Consider the following 26302-nt stretch of genomic DNA (forward strand, 5'->3'; position numbering starts at 1 on the left):
ACTACCTTCCTGCATAACGTATAGTAGGAGGAGTCGTCTTGAGATTTCACGGCCAAGTTACTAGAAAATCCAGGAAGAAAAAACGCAAATTGTTACCCCTTCTTATTCCTGCAATTCTTATCGCAATTGCCCTTTTTATTTACATTATTAATGCAAGGCTTGCCCCAATTTATATTCAATATGCAGAGGTACAGACAGAAAAAATCGCGGCCCATGTTATCAATAAAGCCATCAATTCCAGGACTGCCAATGTACTTGATGTCAATGATATCATTGTAAACGTCCCGAACGATTCTAAAGGGATGGTGAAATTCAACACTGAAATCATCAACAGAGTATTAGCGGAGACACATGGTCTTGTCGAGTCCCATCTTCAACAGGCTGAAGCGGGCAATCTAGCTTTATTACCAACAGATGAGATAGAATTTGATTCGCAAGCAATGAAACGTGAAGAGGGAATTGTCTTTTTTGTCCCTCTTGCTCAAGCGGCAAATATTCCACTACTAGGGAACTTAGGGCCTAAAATACCGATTCGTTTTCATGTCATAGGTCAAGTACAAGCGACTATAGATACAAAAATTAGTGAATTTGGTATTAACAATGCCGTTGTTGAAGTGAATATATTATTAACAGTAAATGTCCAAATCATTGTCCCACTTGCAACAAAGCAAAGTGTAGTGACACAGAAGATTCCGGTAGCTATGGGACTAATTCAATCAACAGTACCTCAAATCTATACGACTGGTGGTGGGGATCCGCCATCGGTCGAAGTTCCAGCCCCTCCCGCGATAGAGGAATGAAAAGGGACTTGAAAATGGTGTGGATAACTGATAGGCTAGTAGAGGATTGAAATATCGATTGGGTAGAGGCTGCATTGCTTATTAGTCACACACGCGAGATTGACACCGATGACCGTGTGTAAAAGGAAGCTTTGCCGAAGTTTGGTAAGATCGTCGGGATCTATCAGGCTGGGGTTATTCCGAATAGGGATAACACTGTCATACATTTTTGAACATGTATGATGAGCTACAAGTCGTGAGTTAGATAAGCAGTATTAGTTATCCAACAAACGAAACGTAGATAAAGCCGGCTCCTGATGCACTCTGCTGAGTGTAATTAGTAGCCGTTTTTTTATTCCCCCTATACAGGGCCTCAACCCGACTAAATGGAGGAATAGTAGATGATAGGAACATGGGTATCAATTTTACCACCACTAATCGCAATTATTATGGTGTTTGCAACTAAACGGGTGCTGTTGTCGCTCGGAGCAGGAATAGTCTCAGGTGCTCTGCTGGCGGCGTCGTTCGGACCTGTTGAATCATTAAAAAATTTATGGGAGTCAGTTAAGGCTACATTTTGGGATGGTGGACTGAATACAGGGAACATTTACATTATCCTTTTCATCCTTCTATTAGGGGTTATCACTGCATTTGTTAGTTTATCCGGTGGAAGCAGGGCATTTGCAGAATGGGCAGTGCGGCACATCAAAACAAAACGTGGTGCAAAACTGCTCACAGTATTTCTCGGTATAGCTATTTTTGTGGATGACTATTTCAATGCATTGGCAGTTGGCCAAATTGCTCGTCCGATTACAGATCAGCATCGAGTTTCAAGAGCAAAACTAGCTTATTTTATCGATTCAACCTCAGCACCGATTTGTGTCATTTCACCAATTTCAAGTTGGGGTGCCTTTTTAATAGGCCAACTTGCACTTATATTTGGTGGTGCTGCAGCGATTAGCTATTCACCACTATCTGCCTTCATTATGATGGCGCCTATGAATTTTTACGTTATTGCAACACTTGCAATGGTGTTTTTCCTTGCGTGGACCAATTTCGATCTATTCGAAATGAAGAGACATGAACAACTTGCTACAGAAACAGGTCAATTATTTGATCCTGCTAAAACAATTCCAGGTCAGTTAAAAGAAGACTTCCCAGTACACGCACATGGCCGCGTTCGGGATTTAGTCGCACCAATCGTCACACTTGTTGCAGTGACATTTGCGGTTATGATTTGGACAGGTTATTTAGCCGGCGGATCAATGAACCTTTTGTCAATTTTTGAAAATACGGATGTCTCTCTTGCATTACTGTCGGGTGGAATTATCGCCACGCTAATAGCGGTAGTATTATATATGCAACAGATGAAAAATAATGAAACGGCAAGCTATTCTCTTATTGGCAGTGCCTTTATAAATGGATTGAAAGCAATGATGCCACCTGTGCTGATTCTTATTTTTGCGTGGTCATTATCATTCCTGATAGGAAAATTGGAAACAGGCTTATATTTATCAGAGCTTGTGTTGAAATCGAATATATCGGTTTCATTCCTGCCGGTCATCATGTTTATCCTTGCTTGTATTATGGCCTTTTCGACAGGTAGCTCATGGGGGTCATTTGGTATTCTTATGCCGATTGCAGGCACCATAATGATTGACGCGGCACCGGAAATGTTACTGCCAGCACTTGCAGCAGTACTTGCGGGAGCAGTTTTCGGCGATCATGCTTCACCGATTTCTGACACAACGATTCTATCTTCTACAGGTGCAGGCTGTAACCATATAGATCACGTTGCGACACAGTTTCCTTATGCATTAATCTGTGCATTGGTGGCCACAATGGGCTATATCATCTTAGGTATCACAGGCTCCATATGGATAGGTCTAGTTGGTGTTATTGTTATTCTTGTAGTATTGTTTTCTGTTTGGACGATGAAAGCTAAAAAAGAGGCAACACAGCTGTCTTTATAATAGTAAATGATTGGAAGCGGTGAACTTTTTACCGCTTCTTTATTATGTTTAAAATAGTTTTCTAACAAAAAAATGTTTTGACAATAGTCAGATAGGTATATATACTAGGCGTTAAGACTAAAGTAATCAGAAAATGGTGAACTTCCATTCAATGATTAGTTAAAAGTATTAGGAAAGGATGATATTGTATAACTGATCTTTCTATTAACTGTTAGACTTATTCGAAGAAATTAAACTTCGAAAGATGAGAACTGAAAACTCTCTATAGACCGAATAGAAAGTTTGTTTTACAATAAGCATGTAAGCGGAAACAAAATGATATCTTTCGGAATGCTAAATCGTTTGTCGTACTAGTTCGATTTAAATTGTCGGAAGTATCAATCAAAAGGGGGATTTTATATGAAATTGAAAAAGTTTGCAAGTGTATTTGCCGCTTCCGCTCTAGCAGTCGGATTGTTGGCAGGGTGTGGTGCAGGGGACAAAGCTGAGGAAGGAAGCACAGGTGGATCTAAGGGCGGCGATACGATTAAAATCGGAGTCAACCTTGAATTATCAGGTGCTGTTGCCTCTTACGGTACTTCCGAACTATCGGGAATTGAACTTGCAGTTGAAGAAATTAACGCTGCAGGCGGTATTGATGGCAAGGAAATTGAACTTGTCAAAGTCGATAATAAGTCTGAGCCTGCCGAAGCAACGAGTGCAGCGCTTAAATTGATCACTCAGGATAAAGTAATTGCAATCATCGGAGCAGCTACAAGTGGTGCTACTGTTGCACAGGCTGAAATCGCTAATGGCAACAAAACTCCACTTATCAGCCCATCTGGGACAAGCCCGAACGTAACAGTTAAAGATAACGGGGACGTTAATGAATTCGTATTCCGTACGTCATTTATTGACCCATTCCAAGGAACGGTTGCAGCAAACTTTGCAGCGAATGATCTTGGTGTTAAAAACGTAGCGATTTTCTCTGATAATGCAAGCGATTATTCAAAAGGTCTTGCATCATCGTTCAAAAAAGATTTTGAAGCTGCAGGTGGTAAAATTGTTGCTGAAGAATCTTACGTAGGTAAAGATTCTGATTTCCGTTCAACTCTTACACGCATTAAAGCAGCAAATCCTGAATTCATTTTCATCCCTGGATACTATGAAGAAGTAGGATTGATTGTTAAACAGGCTCGTGAAATGGGTATCACTGTTCCACTTATGGGAGCAGATGGTTGGGATTCTCCAATTCTACTTGAACTTGCCGGTGCAGAAGCATTGAATAACACATTTACAACAAATCACTATTCATCTGAAGATCCAGACGGTATCATTCAAGAATTCAACAAAAAGTTCAATGACAAATATAGTAAATCACCTGACGCATTTAATGCCCTTGGTTATGACACGGTTTATCTATTAGCTGATGCTATTAAACGTGCAGGCGGTCCAGATTCTGTGAAGATTAAAGATGCTCTAGCTGAAACAAAAGATCTTGAGCTTGTAACTGGCTTGTATTCGGTTGATGAAAACCATCACCCTGTCAAATCGGCTACTATTCTTGAATACAAAGACGGCGAACAAGTCTTCAATACAAAAGTTAATCCTTAAATCAATCACGCAACTAATAGAAGTGGTAAACTTCTGCTGAATGAAGTTAAAACTGTAGGAATGGAGGGAGGATGTCCTCCCCTCATTCCTTTTTTAAGCCTTATTTTAAAGCTGGAAAAGGAGTGAAAAGTTAATGGAATGGTTACAACAGCTAATAAACGGTATTTCACTCGGCAGTATTTATGCGTTAATTGCACTAGGCTATACAATGGTTTATGGAATTATCAAACTCATAAACTTCGCACATGGTGAAATCTTTATGATTGGTGCATTTATTGGGTATTACTCCATCGCGGGTTGGGGTCTTGGATTCATCCCTGCCCTACTATTATCAATGGCTTCCTGCGCAGTTATTGGCGTTCTTATCGAACGAATAGCCTACAAAAGATTACGAAATGCGACAAGAATCGCGGCGTTGATTACTGCAATTGGGGTGTCACTTCTTATTCAAAATGGTGTCATTTATATGCGTGGTGCGCAACCTAATGCGTATCCAGAAGTACTACGCAATAAATCATTTGATTTTTTCGGTGCTCAAATAAGCAGTCAGTCAATCCTAATTCTTTCTGTTTCTGTCACATTGATGATCATTCTTCAATTTGTTGTACATAAAACGAAAATCGGAAAAGCGATGCGAGCTGTTTCCTATGATGCTGAAGCAGCTAAGCTGATGGGAATTAATGTTGACAACACAATCTCGGCTACGTTTGCGATTGGATCAGCTTTGGCTGGTGCAGCGGGCGTTATTTTCGGTATTTATTATACAAAGATTGACCCGTTAATGGGTATTATTCCTGGTTTGAAAGCATTCGTCGCAGCTGTCCTTGGTGGAATTGGAATTATTCCCGGAGCCATGGCTGGAGGTCTTGTGCTTGGAGTAGTAGAAACATTTGTCAGTGCGCTTGGTTTCTCTCTTTGGAGAGATGCTGCGGCATTCGTCATTTTGATTTTAATACTCATCTTCAAACCGTCGGGACTCTTTGGTAAAAATACACGTGAGAAAGTGTAGGTGAAACAATATCATGAAAAAGTCAAAACAGTTTTGGTCATTTATTGCTTCATCTCTAATCGTTTATACGGTTATTCAAGTGCTCATCAGTGTAGGTATATTAAATGATTTTCATTCTAATACATTAATCTTTATGGCAATTAATATTATGTTGGCCGTCAGTTTGCACTTAGTAATTGGTGTTACAGGACAGTTTTCACTTGGTCATGCAGGATTCCTAGCAGTGGGAGCCTATATTTCGGCAATCGTGACGATGAAATTCCAACTGCCATTTCCAGTTGCAATTTTAGCGGCAGGGGTTATTGCTACAATTGCAGGGCTAATCATTGGGATTCCAAGTTTACGGCTACGCGGCGATTATCTAGCAATTGCTACACTTGGATTTGCGGAAATCATTCGTATTGTTTTCTTGAATATTGAATATGTAGGTGGAGCGGCAGGGATGCAAGTGACGCATTTAACTACATGGACCTCTGCGTTTATCTGTCTTTTCGTTACAATAGTAGTTATCGTCAATTTCACAAATTCAAGGCATGGCCGCGCGTGTATCTCAGTTCGAGAGAATGAAATTGCGTCGGACGCTATGGGAATCAATACAACGTATTACAAAGTATTAGCGTTTGCAATTGGTTCTTTCTTTGCGGGAGTTGCTGGGGCTTTGTATGCACATAACTTTTACATTATTCAACCTGCTAACTTTGGATTCTTAAAGTCAATCGATATTTTGATCTATGTTGTGTTGGGTGGTTTAGGAAGTTTGTCAGGAGCAATTGTTGCAACAATATTATTAACAATCGTTTCCACATTCTTACAAAGTTATCCTGAAACACGCATGATTATCTATAGTCTAGTACTTATCATTGTTATGCTTTATCGTCCAAAAGGCTTAATGGGCACAATGGAAATAACGGATTACTTCAAGTTATGGAGAGGTTCGAAAGGAGGCAGCCAGCATGACAAGTGAACCGTTACTGAGAGTGACAGATGTAGGTATACAGTTTGGCGGGCTGAAGGCAGTTTCGAATTTCAATATGGAAATCAATCAAGGTGAACTTATTGGGCTCATTGGTCCAAATGGAGCGGGTAAGACAACGAGTTTCAACTTATTGACAGGTGTTTATAAGCCTACGGAAGGCGATATTTTATTCAAAGGGAAACGCATTAATGGTATGGCTCCTTACCAGGTAACACGCAGGGGAATTAGTCGGACATTCCAAAATATTAGGTTGTTCAATGAACTATCCGTTTTGGATAATGTTAAAGTTGCTTATCACTCATTAGCGAAGCATTCAGTTCTAAGTTCTATGCTACGCCTTCCATCCCATTTTTCTGGGGAGAAAGAAATGGAAGAAAAAGCAATGGAATTCCTCAAGATTTTTGAATTGGATAAATATAAAGATGAAGATGCAAAAAATCTTGCATATGGGAAGCAGCGGAGGCTTGAAATTGCACGGGCATTAGCCGCAGGCCCGGAGTTGTTACTACTTGATGAACCAGCTGCTGGGATGAACCCGCAGGAAACGAAAGAGCTAATGGAGTTAATCGCATTTGTCCGTAAGAAATTCAATCTAACTATTTTATTAATTGAACATGATATGAATTTGGTAATGGGGATTTGTGAACGTATTTACGTATTGGATCATGGTGTACTTCTTGCTGAAGGAACTCCTGAAGAAATCCGTAATAATCCGAAAGTAATCGAGGCTTATTTAGGGGAGGAAGTTGACGAATGAGTATGCTAAAAGTTGACAACCTCAACGTCTATTATGGTAGTATTCATGCGCTTAAAGGTGTTTCATTACATGTAGATCAAGGAGAAATTGTGACATTGATTGGTGCGAATGGTGCTGGGAAAAGTACGTTGTTGAAAACATTATCAGGTTTATTAAAACCAAAAGAAGGCACTATAGAGTATTTGAATGATTCAATAGCGGGTAAGCAAGCCCAAGCCATTGTAAAAGCAGGAATCTCCCATGTACCTGAAGGAAGACGAGTGTTTGCAGATATGAGCGTTGAAGAGAATATTGAATTAGGTGCTTTTTTAAGAAAAGATAAAGCGGGTATTCAACAAGATTTCCAAAAAGTCTATGAGATTTTTCCACGCTTGCATGAACGACGCAAACAATCAGCGGGAACGCTGTCTGGCGGAGAGCAGCAGATGTTAGCGATGGGTAGGGCTATCCTGGCAAGACCGAAATTGTTGTTGTTGGATGAGCCCTCAATGGGACTGGCTCCACTAATGGTTAAGACGATTTTTCAAGTCGTCAAGGATATTAATCAAGAGGGAACAACGATTCTCCTCGTAGAGCAAAATGCCAATATGGCCTTGTCAATTGCTAACCGTGCGTACGTTATTGAAACGGGGCGTGTCATTCTTTCAGGGACTGCTGAGGAGCTGCATGCCAGTGAAGAAATCAAGAATGCTTACTTAGGTGGCCATTAATTGAAAAGAGACAGTGCTTGGTAACTGGCACTGTCTCTTTCTTTGTAAAGGTAATCGAATTAGACCCTAGGGATGGTTGTTTGAAGTCTGAATATATGATACATTAGCAACAGTAGTGAAAACACTTTATAAGTTTGTAGGAATGGAGTCGGTCGTCGTGTCATGCAAACCGGAACAGGGAAACAGAACGGAACACGTTAGAAAACCCGATTGGTTGAAAATCAAGCTAAATACGAATGATAACTATACAGGCCTTAAAAAAATTATGCGTGAGAATAATTTAAATACTGTATGTGAAGAAGCTCGTTGTCCAAATATCCATGAATGTTGGGGAGAGCGCCGTACTGCTACATTTATGATTCTTGGTGCAGTTTGTACACGTGCATGCCGTTTTTGCGCCGTTAAAACAGGTTTACCAACAGAACTAGATCTTGCAGAACCAGAACGCGTTGCAGATTCTGTTGCGCTTATGAATTTAAAGCATACAGTTGTTACAGCAGTAGCGCGTGATGATCAGAAAGATGGAGGATCTGCGGTATTTGCAGAAACAATCCGTGCAATTCGTAGAAAAAATCCATTTACAACAGTTGAAGTTCTGCCATCTGATATGGGCGGCGTTTATGAGAACCTTGAGCGACTCATGGATGCTAAACCAGATATCTTGAATCACAATATCGAAACGGTACGTCGCCTAACACCAAGGGTTCGTGCGCGAGCGACATATGACCGTTCACTTGAACTATTGCTTCGTGCAAAAGAAATGCAACCTGATATTCCTACAAAATCTTCTTTGATGCTTGGTCTTGGTGAAACACATGAAGAAATTCTCGAGACAATGGATGACCTTATTGCGCATAAAGTTGATATAATGACAATAGGCCAGTATTTACAGCCTAGTAAAAAACATTTAAAAGTACAAAAGTATTATTCGCCGCAAGAATTTGGCGAGTTGAGAAAAATTGCAATGTCCAAAGGGTTCTCACACTGTCAGGCAGGTCCACTCGTACGCTCGAGTTACCATGCTGATGAGCAGGTGAACGCGGCTGCAAAAGAAAGGCAGCGTCAAGGTGATGAACAACTTGAAACAACACTGCAAAGTTAAATTGGCGGTGAAAGTTGATTGATAATTTTAGAAAACTGGCAATTTGATATACTGACAGACTACCGTGAGGGATTTAATGAAGAGGCTTTGCTTGCAAGATACAGTGATGTTCTCCTCAAATACGACTACATACTTGGGGACTGGGGATACGGACAACTCCGTTTAAAAGGGTTTTTCGAAGATACAAACCAGAAAGCAACGTATGAAACAAAAATCAGCACCTTACAGGATTATCTTTACGAATACTGTAATTTTGGCTGTGCCTATTTTGTATTGAAAAAATCAGGCCGGGTTAAACTGGAAGCAGAGACTCCCGAAACTCCTGAAGTATCTGAATAACTAGGCTCGCGCGTGGATCTTGAATCTGCCCGCGAGTTTTTTGTTGTATAGAAAATGATAAAATTCACGACCTATGGATAACCTTTGAAAAATGATAGTCCACGAACAGAATCCTGCGCCTGGAGGTTCTTAGGTTGGAATGTATATATGATTGGTCGCGGGACGTAAATGCTCGTTTGTGTGTATATGATTGGTCGCGGGAAGTTAATGCTCGTTTGCGTGTATATATGATTGCTCTCGGTATGTTAATGCTCGTTTTGCGGGATATATAAAATTAGTCTCGCTTACGCTTTCATTATCCCCTATATATAGAACAAATGAATACCTATATATACTGAGCGGAGGCGCCTTACAAGGGGATATCTGTATTTCAAAATATCTAGTATCGCAAATATGGTATCATAAGATGAAAATAGTTGAACAATCAGGAGGGAAAGTCCATGTATTTTGTTGACCGAAACCAAATCAGTGAATCGCTAAATCATATGGAAGTTTTACTTAAATTGTACAGAAATGAAAAAGAGTGGCAGAAGGATATTATCCATTCACTTGCGCTTGAACGGATAGCGAATGTACTTATCGAGTCGATTATTGACGTCGGAAATTCGATGATTGACGGTTTTATCATGCGTGACCCAGGGAGTTACGAAGATATTATTGACATAATGGAAGACGAGCGTGTTATCACTTCCGAAATAGCAGGACCGTTAAAAGTGGTAATTGAACTTAGAAAAATGATTGTGCGTGAGTTCACTAAGGTAGACGTTGGGATGATAATCGAAGTATTGAATGCCTCAATGGATGAACTCCTTGAGTTTCCAAAAAAAGTGCGTCATTATCTTGAAAATGAGCTTGGTCCAGTATCTGCCTTCTTACCGGAAGAGAAATGATTATGGATAAATACAAAGCAATCTGTCTTGATTTAGATGGAACTGTTTACCGTGGGACTGAACCGATTTCGGAAGCGGTCTCTTTCATTGGAAATATGCAACAAAATGGAATCGATCCCTATTTCATCACAAATAATTCTTCAATGACACGTGTGCAGCTTCGGGAGAAACTGGCATCATTCGGAATAATCGCAGATTCTGACCGCATCATGACATCTGCGATTGCTGCCGCAAAGTACTGTAAAGAAAATTATAGCGGTGCATCTGTTATGATGATTGGTGAAAAAGGGTTGGAAGAAGCATTAGCGTCTGAAGGGATAGCAATCACAGCAACGAATCCCGATGTTGTTATCATGGGGATTGACCGAAGTATAACGTATGCGAAATTGGCGGATGCTTGTCTGGCGTTACGGGGAGGCGCGCATTTCATTGCAACAAACAGTGATAAAGCATTTCCCACGGAAAGAGGACTTGTTCCGGGGAATGGATCGTTTGTCACCTTAATGGAAAGTGCAACTGGGGTATTGCCGCTATTTGTTGGGAAACCTGAGCCGCATATGCTTGAATTCATTCAGGTAGAAAACGGCTTTCGAAAAGAAGAGATGGTTATGATTGGTGATAACTACGATACGGATATACAAGCGGGAATTCGTTTTGGCATTGATACGATACATGTTGCAGGAGGCGTCACTTCGCCAAAAGAAGTACTCTTGAAATCGCAGCAACCGACTTATTCGTACCAGACATTACTTGATTGGATAATATAAAAAAGCTAGCCGCCTGAAAAGGGCGGTTAGCCATAATGCTCAAAAGAGCGGATTGTCTTCTATATATTGATAGATGCGCTCGGTCAGCTCGTCGTTTGTATCTGCTTCGACGATTTCACCATTGACAATTGCATACAGCGATTCTGAACATTTTGTACAGTAACTTAAACAACCATACTCAAGAACATCAAGATTTGGATCTTTCTCCAATTTTTCAAATGTTTCTTGCGAATAGTTTGCGATATTACTCATGCAAAATTCGACAATCGGATTCACGATGATCACCTCACCTATTTGAAATCCTACTCTTTTTTTCTTCGCACGTCAACAATCTGGCATTACCGGATGGACCGACTAAATTAACCACGTTCTATGGGGTGAGACTAAATAATTATATGTGTTGAACGTGTGAATACCTTCATAAATTCAGCGTAGATGACCTTGTATGGGGGAGTCGAAGCTGATTTAAAGGTTTTTTAAAATCATAAAGAAATTATTCATGTTGATTAAAATTGCACTTTACCGTGAATCATTGTGAAGCATGTCACAAACTGATATAATCGTAATTGGGAAAACAACGGATTAATGGATTACGAAGGAGAAAACTTATGAGAAAACTTGTATTATTAGGTGCCGGATATGGGAATATGCGCATTTTACTACGTTTATTGACAAAAGAATTGCCGAGTGATGTCGAAATAACGCTTGTCGATCGGACTCCGTTTCATAGTTTGAAGACGGAATTTTATGCGCTTGCATCTGGAACTGTATCGGACTCAGTCGTGCGTGTTCCACTTCCGGAACATGATAGGCTGAAAGTTGTTGGCGGAGAAATAATAGAAATCAGGCCGGATGAGAAGTGCGTCTATCTTGATGATGGCGTGCAAATCATGTATGACGAATTGGTAATTGGGCTTGGCTGTGAAGATAACTATCATGACGTACCAGGAGCGGCAGAGTACACGTATAGTATTCAGACGATTGGTAAATCCAGGGTTACGTACGAAAAACTTCTTGGTCTTGGTAGTGGTGCAACGATTGGTATTGTTGGAGCCGGCTTAAGTGGGATCGAACTTGCTAGCGAACTCCGGGAAAGTAGACCCGATTTGAACATTAAGCTGTTCGATCGCGGCCCCCGGATTTTGAGGGACTTCCCTGAGAGACTTAGTAATTATGTTAAAGGGTGGTTTGACGAACATAATGTAGACGTCGTTGCGAGTTCTAACATTACAAAAGTGGAACCGACGACCCTATTTAACCACGAAGAAACAATCGCGGTTGATGCGGTTGTCTGGACAGCTGGGATTCGCCCGGTTGCACCTGTGGAAAAAATTGATACGGAAAAAGACGGATCAGGTCGGGTTGTACTGAACAAGTATCATCAGTTGCCTGAATTTAACGATGTCTATATCGTAGGAGACTGTGCGGCGCTTCCTTATGCTCCAAGTGCGCAAGTAGCTGAGGAACAGGCGGAACAGATTGTACGCATATTACGTAACGTTTGGAACAACGAACCACTTCCGGAAACTATGCCGGAAATCAAGCTGAAAGGGTTCCTCGGATCCCTTGGTAAGAAGCAAGGATTTGCATACCTTGCTGACCGTACTGTAACAGGCCGTATTGCACGATTGTTGAAGTCTGGTGTGCTCTGGATGTACAAATGGCATAATGGTTGACAAAAAAACCTTATTCGCATAGTCGCGAATAAGGTTTTTTTTATTGTCTAGGAAATTATAAATCTCGTATTGTGGGCAAGTTGTAACGTAGAGATTTTACGTCTATATATTCGTCACTACTTATTTAGAATTAACTAGGTGATAAACCTCATCAGTATAACGAACAAATCTAGCGAAGGAGCGACAAGTGTGAGTCGAAGCAATAAGACCAAGGAGGGATGCAGTTCAATCCCTCCCAAGGGATCTTCTGGCGGGCTTATTGCTTGAGGCCATCACCAAGCGACAAAGCGGTGTTGGAAGAACATTCTATTTATTAAGCACCGACCATATAGACTTCAGCGCTTTTGTTCTTCTCATTTATCTTGAAATTTTATCAGTTTAAGATTCAGCTATATAGCCGTTCTTTTCAAGCGCAGCAAATACCGGTTTTAATTGAATATAGCCTTCACCAATCATTTCGTCGTTGATCATGACTAGCGGATAGAAGAACTCATCGTCCTGTATTTGCTGGACAACTTTTTTGTGTTTGTCGTCGGAAACAGTAGACTCGATATCAATGTAAGTGATATCGTATGGCTGATTCGGGTACTTTCTATCGATAGCAGCTTGAAGCCATTCGTATGTGTCTTTGGATGAAGGTGAATTGACACAGCTTGCACAGATGATATCTGCACCATAAATTTCAATGATTGTAGTAGTGATACTCATATTAATTGTCCCCTCCCGATTGATTGTTGGATTTTTTCTTCTTTCCAGTTTATAATAAGTATAAGGAAAGGAGAGTTAAAAAACAATGACAGATACAGCGTTAACTGAACCAGTACAAGAAGTATTAGATAAATTACGTCCATTCCTCCTACGTGATGGGGGAGACTGTGAACTTGTGGATATCGAGGATGGCATCGTGAAACTTCGCCTTCTTGGTGCTTGCGGTACATGCCCAAGCTCGACGATTACACTAAAAGCAGGGATCGAACGAGCACTTTTGGAAGAAGTTCCAGGTGTCGTTGAGGTAGAACAAGTATTTTGATTTTAAGTGGGACGGTCCGAATTTCGGTCCGTCTTTTCTATTTTATTGCCCGAATATCTTGCCATCGTTCTTTTGTCATCTCGATGAGCTTCGGTTCAGAGGATGTGCGTTGGCGTTCTAGAATGCGCGAAAAGCTTTTTATTGCCTCATTCTCATCACCGATTTTCCAAGATAATTCTGCAATCAAATACAATACCCTTGTTTCTGACATTTGGGTTCCAGTGAAATCTCTTTCTGAAAACGCTGTAGTATAGAAATTTCGTGCGATTGTTAGAAAACGCTGTTCTTCTACCTCCGCTCCTTTATCACGATATAACCAAGCAATTCGTAAGGTAAGTCCTGCCAGTGTAAGAACATTTTCCTTTTTGAACATGGCGCTTAAATAGGCAAGTTTATAAGTTTCAATGGCTTCATTGATATCACGTGCTGCACTGAAAGATCGGCCATTCCATTGAGATGTGATTCGTGCAGCTATGTCTTCTTCTGTGCCAGGAGCAAAATAAGAGGAAAAATCATCGGTAGAAGAGAAGCCACAGTGAGGGCAGACTGCAACGTTATAAAAGATTGGATTTACCTCTGGATTTGAGTAGACAGGTTTGAAGTCACTTTCGTGGGATGAAACCCGAATGAATCTTGAGCGAATTTTTGTGGTAGTGAAGTTTTGCTTACAATAAATGCATGCAACTTTTTTATCATAAAAAGGGCTGATTTCCATGTAGACCCACCTTTCGTACTAGTTAACTCATTATAGCGTATATCCTTCAACACTGGAGTTAATATGATTGCGTTTTGCTCGATTTAATTGCTATTATAGAAGGAAGAAAACAAAGGGAAGGTGAACACGAATGACACAAGTTGTTGAGGTTACTAAAGCTGCAGCAATTCATGTAAGAGAAATGATGCGTCATAATGAGGAAGAAGGGTCATTCCTGCGTGTCGCTGTGAACGGCGGAGGATGTAGTGGTTTGACATACGGAATGGGTTTTGAAACTGAAAAGTCACCGGATGATCTTCTGCTTGAACAGCATGGTTTACAAATTCTCGTTTCTAGTGAAGATGCCGGCGTTCTTGAAGGCACACAAGTCGATTATAAAGAGTCCCTTATGGGGGGCGGATTTACCATAAATAATCCCAATGCAATTGCTTCTTGCGGTTGTGGAACGTCATTCAGAACAGCTAAGAAAGAAGGAACTCCAGCGGACTGCTGATTCCTTTTCTAGCTCTCCTAAATCATACTTAGGAGAGCTTTTTTTGTCGAATTATAGTTGTGTTTTTTTAGTCAGTATTTTCAAATATTTGCTATTTCAAATATACTATTGAAAAGCCCCATCAAAAGGGCTACTATAAGAGATAGAAGTTTGTCGAAAAAATGACAAAGGCCGGGACTGTGTAAATCGTCGGTGTACCGATTTCACGTGGGCCGGGCACATAAAAAAATCAAAGGTGGTTTCGATCTTCGTGAAAAGACCGACAATTTTAGTATTAGGCGCGGGTTATGGCGGTTTAACAACAGTTGTTAACTTGCAAAAATCTCTTGGAGCAGACGATGCAGATATCGTTCTTATAAACAAAAATGAGTATCACTATGAATCGACATGGCTTCATGAAGCAGCTGCAGGAACAATGTCTCCTGAATCAGTGCGTTATGATATCAAAGATGTTATTAACAGTAATAAAGTAAAATTCGTCCAAGCTGAAGTTCAAGCAATCGACGTTACTGGGAAAGTCGTAACGACAAATGTTGGTACACATACATACGATTACCTTGTTATCTCACTTGGTTTTGAAGGCGAAACATTTGGTATTCCAGGTCTTGATAAATATGCATTTTCTATTGCCAACGTTAAAGCAGCACGTCAAATTCGCGAACATATCGAATATCAATTTGCGACTTGGTCAACTGAAGAAGTTAAAGACGATAGCCGTCTGACAATTATCGTTGGAGGAGCGGGCTTCACAGGCATCGAGTTCCTTGGCGAGCTTGGTAACCGTGTACCTGAACTTTGCAAAGAGTTCGACGTTCCACAAGAAAAGGTACGCGTACTATGCGTAGAAGCAGCGCCAATGGTTCTTCCAGGATTTGACCCTGAGCTTGTAGATTATGCTGTTAAGCATTTGAACTCTAAAGGAATCGAATTCTCGATTGGTACGCCAGTTGTAGAAGCTACTCCTGAAGGCGTTAATATTAAAAAAGGCGAAGACGTATTTGAATTCGTCAAAGCTGGCACAGTCGTTTGGGCTGCAGGTGTCCGTGGTAACCGTCTAATCGAAGAAACGGGTATCGAAAACATGCGTGCTCGTGTTAAAGTAGACAAAGATCTTCGTGCACCGGGTCATTCCGATGTATTCATCGTTGGAGACTGCGCACTTATGATTAACGAAGCAGTGAACCGTCCATTCCCACCTACTGCACAAATTGCTATGCAACAAGGTGACATGTGTGCGAATAACATCATCGCACTTATGAAAGGTGAACCAACTTCTGACTTTACACCTGATTTAAAAGGTAGCGTTTGTTCACTTGGAGATAGCGATGCAATTGGTGTCGTATTCGGTAAAAAAGTAACGGGTACTAAAGCTTCATTCATGAAGAAAATGATTGATAATCGTGCGCTCTTCATGATTGGCGGAGTAGGTCTTACACTGAAAAAAGGTAAATTCAACTTACTTAAATAAAACACTTCTGAAGCACTCGCCCGTCCTTGACGGCGGGTGCTTTTTTAAAAGATAAGAAAGTATTAGTTATTCACTTGGAGTGGTTTCTAGGCTCCAGGCGCCAACCCCTCGGGTCATAAGCCGTTTTGCTGTGGAGGCAGAAATACGCCTCCTCGCAAACCGTCTTATGCCTGTCGGGGACGGACGGCGCCTTACGCTTTTCTTATTGTCTAGACTCTAGCGACTCGAGGGTCTACCAGGCGCTTGCGCTTTTCTAGGTGTCTAGGCTCCAGCGCCTAGCCCCTGGGCCCACACGACGTGGGTCATGCAGCTGTTGCGACAGGATGCTGCGATCTTAAGCTGCCTTCCTCTGTCCCTCCAGCGCTTTTCGGGTCTACCAAGGCGCTTACGCTTTTCTTATGAGGAGGATCCTAAATGTCACGAAAAATGCGAGGTAATGTATGGCTTGGCGCGGCAGGGCTTGTTGTGAATAGCGAAGGACAGTGGCTTGTTGTTAGGAAAAACTACGGTGGTTTAAAAGGTTTATGGTCCATACCGGCAGGATTTGTTGATGGTGATGAAACTGCAGATTGCGCAGCGATTCGTGAAGTAAAGGAAGAAACAGGTGTTGTCTGTCAGCTCGAAGGAATGATTGGGTTTCGTACAGGCGTATTGAATGGAGAGGTGAGCGACAACATGGCCATATTCTTGTTGACGCCTACTACTAAAGGACAGATATTAATTCCGGAGTTAAGAGAGATTTCAGAAGTCGCATGGAAGAGTCCATTCGATTTAAAGGAAGATAAGGACGTCTCTGTGATGATTCATGAAATTGCGGAAAAGGTGATCGAATCAGGGTTTGATGAAATTGAAAATATCAACCCGGGCGATCAATTCGGTTATACTTCTTATAAACTATTTTTCAAAAAGTGATCTATTACAACAGGGATAAAATCGACAAATTATTGAACGAGTCGTGTAATGTTGAAAGCGTTCATTCGTTCCTGTAAAATAGTGAATGGAAAACGGAGGTAGTCACATTGGGAACGATTTCATTAACGCACGTCGTTTTATCTATAATGATTTTCATAGTAATGTTTTTTGGAATAGGATTCTTATTGAATATGCTTCTTCGAATGACATGGTTGATGGCCATCATTTATCCAATTGTCGTCATACTAATTATTGATGAAGTACGTGTATATGAATATGTCACGAAACCGAAATACGCGTTCCAGCTTCTTGGTGACAAAGCTATGGCACTTCATACAGCTGATATCCTCATTTTAGCAAGTGGACTTGTCGGAGCGATTATTTCAGGTTTTGTTATTAAGTTATTAAGAAAACAAGGTTACCAAATGTTTTAAGAAAAAGGTGTGTTCAAGCGATTATGCTTGAACACACCTTTTTTCGTAGTTAGATAATGAATGAATAGATAATAACAGAGATAAGGATACCAGTTACAGCTCCTGCAAACACTTCACTTGGTTTGTGACCTAGCAACGTTTTTAACTCTTGAATTTTTTGTTGTCCATCTTTCTGCTGCCAGCCTTTTGCTTCTTGAACGAACGTTTGGAAGTCTACTCGCATTTGATTGATAATCAGTGCTTGTTGTCCTGCCTGGTAACGAATTCCCGTTGCATCAAACATGACGATGACAGCAAAGATGGCAGACACGGCAAACATAGGTGAATCTAATCCCTCTTCATAAGCGATTGCAGTCGTCAATGATGTAACTGCAGCCGAATGAGAGCTGGGCATCCCTCCTGTTGAAGTCATTAATTTCCAGTCAAGTTTACCTTCCAGGAAATAATGAATCGGGATTTTGACGAATTGAGCAAAGATAATACCGAATAATGCCGCAATTAACGGGGTATTTTGTAATAAGGCCATTTACTTCGACTCCTCTATAATGTACAAAAATTGTGTATTCAGTATACCATAATGACGTGCTATAAAAACAAGTTAGTACGGATTCCGAATGAATTACTACGAAGGGCTGAAAATTTAGGCTATACTAAAGAATGTAGGTAAAATTGGAGGTTGTCAAATGAAAACAATAATATTGGAACCGAATTTTGATAATGTAGAAGCAGAAGTACTTGTAATTGGTGTACCCGAACATCCGGAAAATATAACAGGCTGGGACGGCTTCGTCAGTTCATTCAGTTCCCGTTTACCAGAATGGGTTAAATCTGGAGATGTTAAAACTGAGTTCAAAAGTATTGTTAAAATGCCATCCGTAGAAACTGGAGGCTACAAGCGTGTAATATTTATCGGACTTGGTTTGCATAAGGAATTGACGGAGGATCGTTTGCGTCAAGTATTTGCGGCGGTCGGAAAAGAGCTTGCAAGCATGAAAGCGGCCTCTGCCGCTATTTGGACGGCTCCATTCACGAATGACAAGTTAACGTGTGAGGATGTTGTTTTTGCGGCAACGGAGGGTATTGGACTTGGCATGTACAAGTTTGAAGGATACCGCACGGATTCAAATGAACGCGATATTGCACTTGAAACGTTGTCATTCTTATCTTCATTTGATGAAGATGAGCTGAAAGCGGCCTTTGAAGTAGGGAAAGTACATGCATACGCGGTTAATGAAGCACGAAATCTAGTTAATATGCCGCCTAATATATTAACGGCGACTAAAATGGCTGACTATGCACGTGAAGTCGCTGAAAAATATGATTTTGAAATTGAGGTACTTGGTAAGAAAGAAATGGAAGAACTCGGTATGGGCGCTATTCTAGCAGTCAATAAAGGTTCAGTGGAAGAGCCTAAGTTAATCGTCATGAAGTATGCTGCAACTGAAAAATGGGAAGATGTTATCGGTCTTGTTGGCAAAGGAATTACCTATGATACAGGCGGCTATTCATTGAAAACGAAAGACGGAATGGTTGGTATGAAAGGTGATATGGGCGGTGCGGCTGCAGTCCTAGGGGCAATGACAATCATAGGAGAGCTGCGTCCTGCGAAAAATGTCATCGCTGTGATCGCGTCAACGGACAATATGGTTTCCGGGGATGCTTTTAAACCAGATGATGTTATCACATCACTTAGTGGGAAGACGATAGAGGTGCTCAATACAGACGCTGAAGGACGTCTTGTTCTTGCAGATGCGGTTACATACGCTAAGCAGGCAGGCGCAGACTGTCTGATTGACGTTGCGACACTGACAGGCGGCGTTATCGTCGCGCTTGGTATGGACAAGACAGGGGCGCTTACAAATGATGAAGAATTCTTCGAAGAGTTCATGCAGGCATCCATGGAAACGGATGAATTCGTCTGGAGACTTCCGTTAACGGAAAACGATAAGAAAAGACTACGTAAAAGTGATGTGGCAGACCTGAATAACTCGCCAGGAAGAGACGGACATATGATCTTTGGCGGTGGATTTGTAGGGGAGTTTGTTGGCGACACGCCTTGGATACATCTTGACATTGCGGGGACATCGGATGCGGTTGCTGCACATGATTTAGGGCCTAAAGGTGCAACTGGAGTCATGGTACGGACGCTAGCGACGCTTGTTGAACGGCTAGCCGAAACCGATAGAGAAGTGTAATAGGCGATTGCCTCTTTCCTATTAGTCTTATTTGAATAGGATAAGTAGGAGAGGGGAATGATTATGACTAGAGGATTTCACGGTGGTGGCGGATATGGTCGAGGTCGAGGTGGAGGTTTTGGCCGTGGTGGTTTTGGTCGCGGTGGCTTCGGTCGAGGATTCGGTTTTGGTGACTTTGGCGGACCTTTCATTGGCGGATTTGCTGGTAGTTTATTAGGAAGTGCATTGTTTCCTGGTGGCGGATACGGATATGGCGGCGGATACCAATCCTATCCATACCCACCGTATCCATACCCATACTATCCGTATCAACCATACGGATATTACGGGCCATACTAAAAAGATGAAAATGCCTGTCAACTGAGTTTTCGGCTGGCAGGCATTTTTTTAGTGGGGAAAATCGGTATGACGGTCATAAAGTCATCCATGGCGAGCATAACCCACCTCATGCCGAGCATAACTATCATCATCCAAAAAACGCACCCCTTATCTAATAAGGGGTGCGTTTTTCACTCATTCAAAGCTTAGTCTTCCTTCTGATGAGTTGGAGGATTCTTTAGTTTAGCTTGCTTGATAACTTCTGCAAGATCATCACCAACAGTTAGTTCTGTCGGTTTGACGCCCGATATATAAGCTGCGCGGCTCATAAGATGTCCGCCAATCGGAGAGGTAATGAACAGAAATGCAATTGCCAGTAGAAGTTGAATACTAAAATGGCCTTCCTTCAACCAAAAGTGAAAAAACACACCTAGCAGAATACTAAGCACACCCAAAGTTGCACTCTTAGAAGCGGCATGCGCCCTCGTATAGACGTCCGGTAAACGAATGATGCCAATGACGGTTACGATAGTGAAAACGATGCCAACGACGATTGTAAGGACGATGAGGCTATTAGCTAGTACGATCACGTTCGATTATCTCTCCTTTCTCAATGAATTTTGAGAATGATACGGTTCCAATGAATGACATAATCGCAATAAGCAAGATGACTTCCATGAAAAATCCGGTATCGAAGATGACTGATAGTAGAGCGATTGCTGAAATAAGCATGACACCAATCCCATCCAGTGCGACGAGCCGATCCGGAATAGAAGGACCGCGGAACACACGGTACAACATACCGGCAATCGACAGCAGGACAAGGATTAGACAAACCCATATGAATGTCGTCATGGTCGGCTTACCTCCTTAATGGCTTTTTCGAATGAATTTTTGATTGAATCAATTGCGTCATCAACATCATCGACGTCAATGGCATGGATATAAAGCGTTTTTTGATCATCAGAAACGTTCAACACAATTGTTCCCGGTGTCAATGTGATCAGGCTCGATAGCAATGTAATCTCCCAGTCATGTTCAAGGTCAGTTGGCAAAGCGAAAATCATAGGTTGAATATTCATCTTCGGCCGTAAGACGACTTGCAGCACTGAAATATTAGACAAAGTCAGCTCCTTGAAGAAGAGTAGTGCTAGTTTAAACGTTGCCCAAAGTCGCCAGATGTAAAGTCTACCAGGGAAAAAGCGTCTCGTCATAATGATCAAAAGCAGACCAATCAAGAACCCAATGATGAATGTTGAAGCGGTGAATGAGGTGCTCATGAACATCCAGACGAGAGCGATGAAAAAGTTCAATAATAGTTGAAATGCCATCGTTCATCTACTCCTTTAACACCGCATCAATATAGATGGATGGTTGTAGTAATACGTCTGTTGCGTCCGTCATATAGGGAATGAGCCATTCAGTACCAACCCCATAGAGCACAGAGAGAATGACTAATGCTACAGCAGGTATCATCATCTTCCGGTATGTCCGTCGGTTTGTCGTTGGCAATTCCACAGTTGTGGGGTCTCCCCAGAATGCATAGATGAAAATCCGGATGACAGACAACAGGACCACAAGGCTGGATGCCAGGATGATTATACTCCCCAAGACATTGCCTGCCTCGAATGCCCCTTTAACAATAAGAAGCTTACCGACGAAACCGCTTAATGGCGGAATGCCCGCTAGTCCAAATGCAGCAATTAGGTACATCCAGCCAAGTGGCGCATGGGTTTTCATTAACCCACCCATCTTACGTAAGTTAGAGGTTCCGGTTACGTAAACAATAATGCCGATCAGAAGGAACAAAGCCCCTTTAATGAGCATGTCATGGATCAAATAGAAAACGGCACCCGTTAAACCAGCCTCGTTCATTTGTGCAGCACCGAATAAAATAACACCCACTGCAATGACGATATTGTAAATAATAATTTGTTTTACATCGAAATAGGCAAGGGCACCAATGCAGCCGGCAATAATCGTGAGCAATGCCAGTGCAGATAATAAACCATGTGTAAATCCGATATCGTGTACGAAGAACAGCGTATACGTTCGGATGATTGCATAGATACCGACTTTAGTCAGCAATGCACCGAATAGTGCCAGCACCGGTATTGGAGGCGCTGCATAAGATCCTGGTAGCCAGAAGTAAAGCGGGAACAGGGATCCTTTTACGCCGAATACGATTAAAAAGAGCACTGCAATCACGGTTATAATACCGGGTTGTCCAATCTCTGCAATCTTCACTGAAATATCGGCCATATTTAATGTACCAATAACAGAGTAGAGGTAAGCAACTGTAATAACGAATAATGCAGATGAAATGACATTGACGAGTATGTACTTCATTGATTCACGAAGTTGTTTTTTCTCGCCGCCTAAAACGATTAATAGGTAAGAGGCGATGAGCAGTACTTCGAAGAATACGAACATATTGAAAATATCACCTGTTGTAAATGCGCCATTGATGCCTGTAATCATGAACAGGATGGCGGGGTAATAAAAGAAGCGCTCCCGCTCTTCGCCAATTGCAGTGAAACTGTATAGTACAACAAAAAGTGTGATCAAGATTGTTGTGGTAACAAGTAATGCAGACAGCATATCGGAAACCATTGAAATTCCGAAAGGTGCGGGCCAGCTTCCAAGTGTAATTGCCTGAACACCATCCGCTTTCACTTTTGCAACTAGGAAAAGTGCAGCAACCAAGCTAATAAGCAGGCCGACACATGTTAATGATCGTTGTACCCTGACGTTCTCCTTGAAAAACAGAAGAATAATTGCGAACAGGAATGGCAAAATGATTGGAAATAGAAGTAGATTAATCATGTTCGTCATTTCCCCTCATAAGATTCATATTGTCTGTCTGATGCTCAGCATACGTCCGATAAGCTAATACAAGGATGAATGCTGTCACACCGAAGCTAATAACAATCGCTGTTAAAATAAGCGCCTGTGGCAAAGGATCTGCATAATCTGTTACGCCTTCTGCCACGACTGGCGGAGAGGTGCCACCAAGACCGCCCATTGTAAGAATGAGCAAGTGAGCACCATGGCTCAATAGGCCTGTCCCGAGTATGATTTTGAGGATACTCCTGGAAAGAATCAGATAGACAGCTGCCATGAAAAGAATTCCGATGACGATGGCCATTATAAACTCCATTACGCATCTCCTCCAATCGATTGAATCATTGTAACGGCTGCCCCAACGACAACAAGGTAGACACCTGCATCAAAAATCATTGCTGTATGAAGGGAAGTTGTTCCGAACAACGGCAAAGTGAAATCGTCGAAAGCATGTGTAAAGAAAGGAACGTTGAAAAAAATTGAGCCTGCTGCCGTTCCTAGAGAAAGCAATAAGCCGATGCCTGTCATAATCGTGAAGTTGAAAGGCAGTGCTTTTTGTACCGTTTTCAAATCGAAAGCGAGTAAGAGAAGAACGATTGCTCCAGTAGTAAGCAATCCTCCAACGAAACCGCCACCTGGTGTATAATGTCCCGCAAAGAAAATGTGGATTGAAAAAAGGAAGATGATGAAGAATACGATTTTTGTTGTAGTTTGTAAAATGACATCATTTGTTTTCATCCGTATTCTCCTCCTTTTTTGACAATTTCAGGCGAATCATTGCAATGACGGCGATTCCGACGATTGATAGAACGGTGATTTCAAATAATGTATCAAATCCACGGTAATCTACAAGAATAACGTTGACGATATTCCCGCCACCCGCTTCTGTATAAACTGTATCTTTGTAATACTGCGAGATAGATGGAATCAATTTTTGTGAATGAGCCGATAAGGCAACCAATGTCACCGTTATTCCGACACCAGCCGCAATAATCAAATTGCCAATCTTGTTGCGTTTTGTTTGGCCGTGATTGTTCAGAGACGGTAGATGTTTAAAGGCTAACAAGAATAAAGCAACAGATATCGTTTCAATAACGAGTTGTGTAAGCGCTAAATCCGGTGCTTTGAAAATAACGAAGAATAAAGCAACCGAATAACCGACGGCACCTAGAGCAATGATTGCTGACAGTCTTGTCTTCGCAAGTAGAACCATACAAACTGCGATAACCAGAACAATAGCAGTCAGAACTCCATATAAGTTGACAGGGGCAAAACTCTCCATATCAACTATGAAAGCTTCTTTGATGAATAACGTCGCCGCTGTAATGGCAGCAATAAAAGCAAATATATAAATCAGATATGTGCGGATTAAACCAGTCATATAGAAGCGGGAAAGTTTGTTCATTCCACCTTCACTAACGAACATGGCTGAGTCATACAGGGCATTCAATGACAAGTATTCAGGTTGAATGTCATACAGTTTCTGCCATCTCGCCAAGGTCAAGAATAGAACGAGACCGACTCCGACAAGCGAAACCGTCATCCATAATTCTGGAGCAGCAATTCCGTGCCATGCTGCGACGTGAACGGCAACTTCAGAAGGATGGCTGTATAAATCAGGCTGGACAGCCATGACAGCTGGTTTTACAAACCATTTTCCAATCAAGTTCGGTATGAAGAAGATGCCAACAACGAGCGTAGCAAGAATGACGGGAGATACAAGCATCCCGACAGGCGCTTCATGCGGTTTAGTAGGAAGAGGTTCACTTTTTTGTTTTCCAGCGAACGTCTTAAATACAAAGTAAAAGCTATAAATGAATGTGAAAACACTGGCAATCCAAGCGATAACAGGGAAGATAATTCCCCATGTTGCAAAGTTGAACAGTTCAAAATGGCGAATGGCCAGCATCGACTGAAGGAACATTTCCTTACTCAGGAAACCGCCGAATGGCGGCAGACCTGCCATCGACATTGAACCGATGAACGCAACCGTGAAACTGACGGGCATAATGCTCATCAATCCGCCGAGTTTTCGGATATCGCGCGTACCCGTTTCATGATCGACAATACCGGCAATCATGAACAAGCTCCCTTTGAAGACTGCGTGGTTGATCAAATGGAAGATCGCTGCAAATGTTGCGAATTTGAAAATGGGGTCATCCGAGTGATAGGCAAGCGCACCTGCTCCGAGCAGAGACATGATAAGTCCAAGCTGACTGACTGTCGAGAAAGCAAGAATCGCTTTTAAATCAGTCTGTTTCACTGCAAAGAAAGATCCCCAGAATAATGTCAGAAGTCCGATACCAGCTACGAGCCAAATCCAAACTTCAGAAACAGCGAAAATAGGTGTAAATCGGGCGACGAGGTAAAGACCTGCTTTCACCATCGTTGCTGAATGTAGATAGGCACTGACCGGTGTAGGCGCTTCCATTGCATCCGGTAACCAAATATGGAACGGGAACTGTGCTGACTTTGTAAAAGCACCAAGTAGTACGAGAACGAGCGCCAATGTAAAGAATTCATGTCCTACAAAAGTGGGGGCGTTAGCGATAAGTTCGCGGATGGAAAACGTATCTCCCATAATCCCTAACAGAACGAATCCTCCAAGCATCATTAGTCCACCAAATACAGTGATCATCATTGATTTCAATGCACCAAATCGTGAACCGTCACGTGTATTCCAATAGCCAATAAGTAGGAATGACGAAATGGATGTTAGCTCCCAGAATAAATAAAGGGATATAACGTTATCAGATTGGACAACACCTAACATGGCGCTCATGAAAATGAGCAGGTAAACGTAAAAGTGATTCAACTTTTCTTTACGCTTATCAAGATAAAAGATGGAGTAGAGCACAACGAGTGCACCGATGCCTGTAATAAGCAAGGTAAACAGCAGGCTGAGTCCATCAATATACGACACGAACGAAATGCCGAGTGAAGGAATCCATTGCAATTCTGCTATAGCATGCCCGCCGTCCATTGTTGTTTTAAGAAATCCTATGTAAAAAATGAAGAGGGAGACAGGGACGAGTAAAACGAACCACCCAGTGTGTATGTCTTTCAGTTTCCTAACTAGCAATGGAACGAATAGGGCTGCCACAATCGGCAGGAAAATCAGTAATACAAAATTCAAGAAAATCCTCCTTCCTAATGAATGAAACAGTTATGTATAAACGTGATGCTAAGCAAAAGGGATCTAATAGTCATTGGCTGTTCTGAATTCATACATCATTTTCAACGTCGGGACGGTAAATTTTAAAATTGTTACGATTACCTTATCTTTTCTTCCTTTCATTGTTTTAATCAAAAAATGCAAAAA

At 41.7% G+C, this 26302-nt stretch carries 30 protein-coding genes and 1 riboswitch; of the genes, 19 read left to right on the forward strand and 11 right to left on the reverse strand.

All coding sequences use genetic code 11. The features are described from left to right. Positions 1–38: 38 nt before the first annotated feature. From yunB to MKX62_RS12870, 11 genes are all read left to right on the forward strand, one after another. A complete protein-coding gene (gene yunB / locus MKX62_RS12820; RefSeq protein ID WP_067206351.1) occupies positions 39–800 on the forward strand; it encodes a sporulation protein YunB in 762 nt (253 codons plus the stop codon). A gap of 55 nt (positions 801–855) precedes the next feature. Continuing rightward, a riboswitch (Lysine riboswitch) is annotated at positions 856–1037 on the forward strand. Positions 1038–1180: 143 nt separating this feature from the next. Next, positions 1181–2752 carry a Na+/H+ antiporter NhaC family protein gene (locus MKX62_RS12825; RefSeq protein ID WP_340741587.1) on the forward strand — a complete coding sequence of 524 codons (1572 nt, stop codon included), beginning with the start codon at positions 1181–1183 and terminating at the stop codon, positions 2750–2752. 399 nt (positions 2753–3151) lie between these two features. After that, positions 3152–4345: an ABC transporter substrate-binding protein gene (locus MKX62_RS12830; RefSeq protein ID WP_187046910.1), complete on the forward strand. Its 1194-nt coding sequence runs from the start codon at positions 3152–3154 to the stop codon at positions 4343–4345. A 133-nt stretch (positions 4346–4478) separates the two neighbouring features. Next, on the forward strand, positions 4479–5354 hold the full coding sequence (locus tag MKX62_RS12835) for a branched-chain amino acid ABC transporter permease (protein WP_067206357.1): 876 nt from the start codon (positions 4479–4481) through the stop codon (positions 5352–5354). A 13-nt stretch (positions 5355–5367) separates the two neighbouring features. Continuing rightward, a complete protein-coding gene (locus MKX62_RS12840; protein ID WP_067206360.1) occupies positions 5368–6318 on the forward strand; it encodes a branched-chain amino acid ABC transporter permease in 951 nt (316 codons plus the stop codon). After that, positions 6308–7087 (forward strand): ABC transporter ATP-binding protein, encoded by a 780-nt coding sequence (locus MKX62_RS12845; protein ID WP_338653368.1) that lies wholly within the window; start codon positions 6308–6310, stop codon positions 7085–7087. Before MKX62_RS12840 ends, MKX62_RS12845 begins: the two co-directional genes overlap by 11 nt. A 2-nt stretch (positions 7088–7089) precedes the next feature. After that, positions 7090–7797 (forward strand): ABC transporter ATP-binding protein, encoded by a 708-nt coding sequence (locus tag MKX62_RS12850; protein ID WP_067213852.1) that lies wholly within the window; start codon positions 7090–7092, stop codon positions 7795–7797. A 142-nt stretch (positions 7798–7939) separates the two neighbouring features. Continuing rightward, positions 7940–8899, forward strand: a complete 960-nt coding sequence (gene lipA, locus MKX62_RS12855) for a lipoyl synthase (RefSeq protein WP_067206365.1) — start codon at positions 7940–7942, stop codon at positions 8897–8899. 18 nt (positions 8900–8917) lie between these two features. Next, on the forward strand, positions 8918–9238 hold the full coding sequence (locus MKX62_RS12860) for a YutD family protein (protein ID WP_067206367.1): 321 nt from the start codon (positions 8918–8920) through the stop codon (positions 9236–9238). A gap of 440 nt (positions 9239–9678) precedes the next feature. Beyond that, positions 9679–10128, forward strand: a complete 450-nt coding sequence (locus MKX62_RS12865) for a DUF86 domain-containing protein (RefSeq protein ID WP_340741588.1) — start codon at positions 9679–9681, stop codon at positions 10126–10128. 2 nt (positions 10129–10130) lie between these two features. Continuing rightward, positions 10131–10895 (forward strand): TIGR01457 family HAD-type hydrolase, encoded by a 765-nt coding sequence (locus MKX62_RS12870; RefSeq protein WP_067206371.1) that lies wholly within the window; start codon positions 10131–10133, stop codon positions 10893–10895. 39 nt (positions 10896–10934) lie between these two features. On the opposite strand, the gene MKX62_RS12875 is transcribed toward MKX62_RS12870, so the two are convergent. Next, the gene (locus MKX62_RS12875) at positions 10935–11171 is read right to left on the reverse strand and encodes a YuzB family protein (protein WP_067206374.1); all 237 of its coding nucleotides are present in this window, start codon (positions 11169–11171) and stop codon (positions 10935–10937) included. Positions 11172–11503: 332 nt separating this feature from the next. Here MKX62_RS12875 and MKX62_RS12880 point away from each other — a divergent pair, with 332 nt between their 5' ends. Further along, complete coding sequence (locus tag MKX62_RS12880; RefSeq protein WP_187046913.1) at positions 11504–12571, forward strand: NAD(P)/FAD-dependent oxidoreductase; 1068 nt, start codon at positions 11504–11506, stop codon at positions 12569–12571. A gap of 378 nt (positions 12572–12949) precedes the next feature. Here MKX62_RS12880 and MKX62_RS12885 read toward each other — a convergent pair whose 3' ends face one another. Beyond that, positions 12950–13279 carry a YuzD family protein gene (locus MKX62_RS12885; protein WP_340741589.1) on the reverse strand — a complete coding sequence of 110 codons (330 nt, stop codon included), beginning with the start codon at positions 13277–13279 and terminating at the stop codon, positions 12950–12952. Positions 13280–13364: 85 nt separating this feature from the next. On the opposite strand from MKX62_RS12885, the gene MKX62_RS12890 reads away from it, so the two are divergent. After that, a complete protein-coding gene (locus MKX62_RS12890; protein ID WP_187046915.1) occupies positions 13365–13601 on the forward strand; it encodes a NifU family protein in 237 nt (78 codons plus the stop codon). 37 nt (positions 13602–13638) lie between these two features. On the opposite strand, the gene MKX62_RS12895 is transcribed toward MKX62_RS12890, so the two are convergent. Beyond that, on the reverse strand, positions 13639–14316 hold the full coding sequence (locus MKX62_RS12895) for a DUF2225 domain-containing protein (RefSeq protein ID WP_340741590.1): 678 nt from the start codon (positions 14314–14316) through the stop codon (positions 13639–13641). Positions 14317–14446: 130 nt separating this feature from the next. On the opposite strand from MKX62_RS12895, the gene MKX62_RS12900 reads away from it, so the two are divergent. The 4 genes from MKX62_RS12900 (at position 14447) to MKX62_RS12915 (ending at position 17623) form a co-directional block, all read left to right on the forward strand. Then, on the forward strand, positions 14447–14809 hold the full coding sequence (locus MKX62_RS12900; protein ID WP_067206387.1) for a HesB/IscA family protein: 363 nt from the start codon (positions 14447–14449) through the stop codon (positions 14807–14809). A gap of 250 nt (positions 14810–15059) precedes the next feature. Next, complete coding sequence (locus MKX62_RS12905; protein ID WP_067206389.1) at positions 15060–16277, forward strand: NAD(P)/FAD-dependent oxidoreductase; 1218 nt, start codon at positions 15060–15062, stop codon at positions 16275–16277. Between the two features lie 414 nt (positions 16278–16691). Beyond that, positions 16692–17189: an NUDIX domain-containing protein gene (locus MKX62_RS12910; protein WP_067206392.1), complete on the forward strand. Its 498-nt coding sequence runs from the start codon at positions 16692–16694 to the stop codon at positions 17187–17189. A 107-nt stretch (positions 17190–17296) separates the two neighbouring features. Then, a complete protein-coding gene (locus MKX62_RS12915; RefSeq protein WP_257722502.1) occupies positions 17297–17623 on the forward strand; it encodes a YuiB family protein in 327 nt (108 codons plus the stop codon). Positions 17624–17672: 49 nt separating this feature from the next. Here MKX62_RS12915 and MKX62_RS12920 read toward each other — a convergent pair whose 3' ends face one another. Then, entirely contained in the window at positions 17673–18149 is a 477-nt protein-coding gene (locus MKX62_RS12920; protein ID WP_187046917.1) for a divergent PAP2 family protein, read from the reverse strand. Between the two features lie 157 nt (positions 18150–18306). Here MKX62_RS12920 and MKX62_RS12925 point away from each other — a divergent pair, with 157 nt between their 5' ends. After that, positions 18307–19818 carry a leucyl aminopeptidase gene (locus MKX62_RS12925; RefSeq protein ID WP_187046918.1) on the forward strand — a complete coding sequence of 504 codons (1512 nt, stop codon included), beginning with the start codon at positions 18307–18309 and terminating at the stop codon, positions 19816–19818. 63 nt (positions 19819–19881) lie between these two features. Beyond that, the gene (locus MKX62_RS12930; RefSeq protein WP_187046919.1) at positions 19882–20157 is read left to right on the forward strand and encodes a hypothetical protein; all 276 of its coding nucleotides are present in this window, start codon (positions 19882–19884) and stop codon (positions 20155–20157) included. 185 nt (positions 20158–20342) lie between these two features. Here the strand turns inward: MKX62_RS12930 and mnhG are convergent, their stop codons facing one another. The 7 genes from mnhG to MKX62_RS12965 are packed head-to-tail and all read right to left on the reverse strand — an operon-like array spanning position 20343 to position 26116. Beyond that, positions 20343–20726, reverse strand: coding sequence for a monovalent cation/H(+) antiporter subunit G (gene mnhG, locus MKX62_RS12935; RefSeq protein ID WP_067206403.1), 384 nt, complete (start codon positions 20724–20726; stop codon positions 20343–20345). Further along, positions 20710–20991: a Na(+)/H(+) antiporter subunit F1 gene (locus MKX62_RS12940; RefSeq protein WP_067206405.1), complete on the reverse strand. Its 282-nt coding sequence runs from the start codon at positions 20989–20991 to the stop codon at positions 20710–20712. Before MKX62_RS12940 ends, mnhG begins: the two co-directional genes overlap by 17 nt. Next, complete coding sequence (locus MKX62_RS12945; RefSeq protein ID WP_067206407.1) at positions 20988–21467, reverse strand: Na+/H+ antiporter subunit E; 480 nt, start codon at positions 21465–21467, stop codon at positions 20988–20990. The genes MKX62_RS12940 and MKX62_RS12945 overlap by 4 nt, the downstream gene beginning before the upstream one ends. 7 nt (positions 21468–21474) lie before the next feature. Beyond that, the gene (locus tag MKX62_RS12950) at positions 21475–22962 is read right to left on the reverse strand and encodes a Na+/H+ antiporter subunit D (RefSeq protein WP_067206410.1); all 1488 of its coding nucleotides are present in this window, start codon (positions 22960–22962) and stop codon (positions 21475–21477) included. Continuing rightward, positions 22955–23296: a Na(+)/H(+) antiporter subunit C gene (locus MKX62_RS12955; RefSeq protein WP_067206413.1), complete on the reverse strand. Its 342-nt coding sequence runs from the start codon at positions 23294–23296 to the stop codon at positions 22955–22957. The genes MKX62_RS12950 and MKX62_RS12955 overlap by 8 nt, the downstream gene beginning before the upstream one ends. Beyond that, a complete protein-coding gene (locus MKX62_RS12960) occupies positions 23296–23718 on the reverse strand; it encodes a Na(+)/H(+) antiporter subunit B (RefSeq protein WP_067206416.1) in 423 nt (140 codons plus the stop codon). The genes MKX62_RS12955 and MKX62_RS12960 overlap by 1 nt, the downstream gene beginning before the upstream one ends. Beyond that, complete coding sequence (locus MKX62_RS12965) at positions 23705–26116, reverse strand: Na+/H+ antiporter subunit A (protein WP_340741591.1); 2412 nt, start codon at positions 26114–26116, stop codon at positions 23705–23707. Before MKX62_RS12965 ends, MKX62_RS12960 begins: the two co-directional genes overlap by 14 nt. Positions 26117–26302 lie beyond the last annotated feature (186 nt).

The sequence above is a fragment of the Sporosarcina sp. FSL K6-5500 genome (genome assembly GCF_038005665.1).
Taxonomy (GTDB): domain Bacteria; phylum Bacillota; class Bacilli; order Bacillales_A; family Planococcaceae; genus Sporosarcina; species Sporosarcina psychrophila.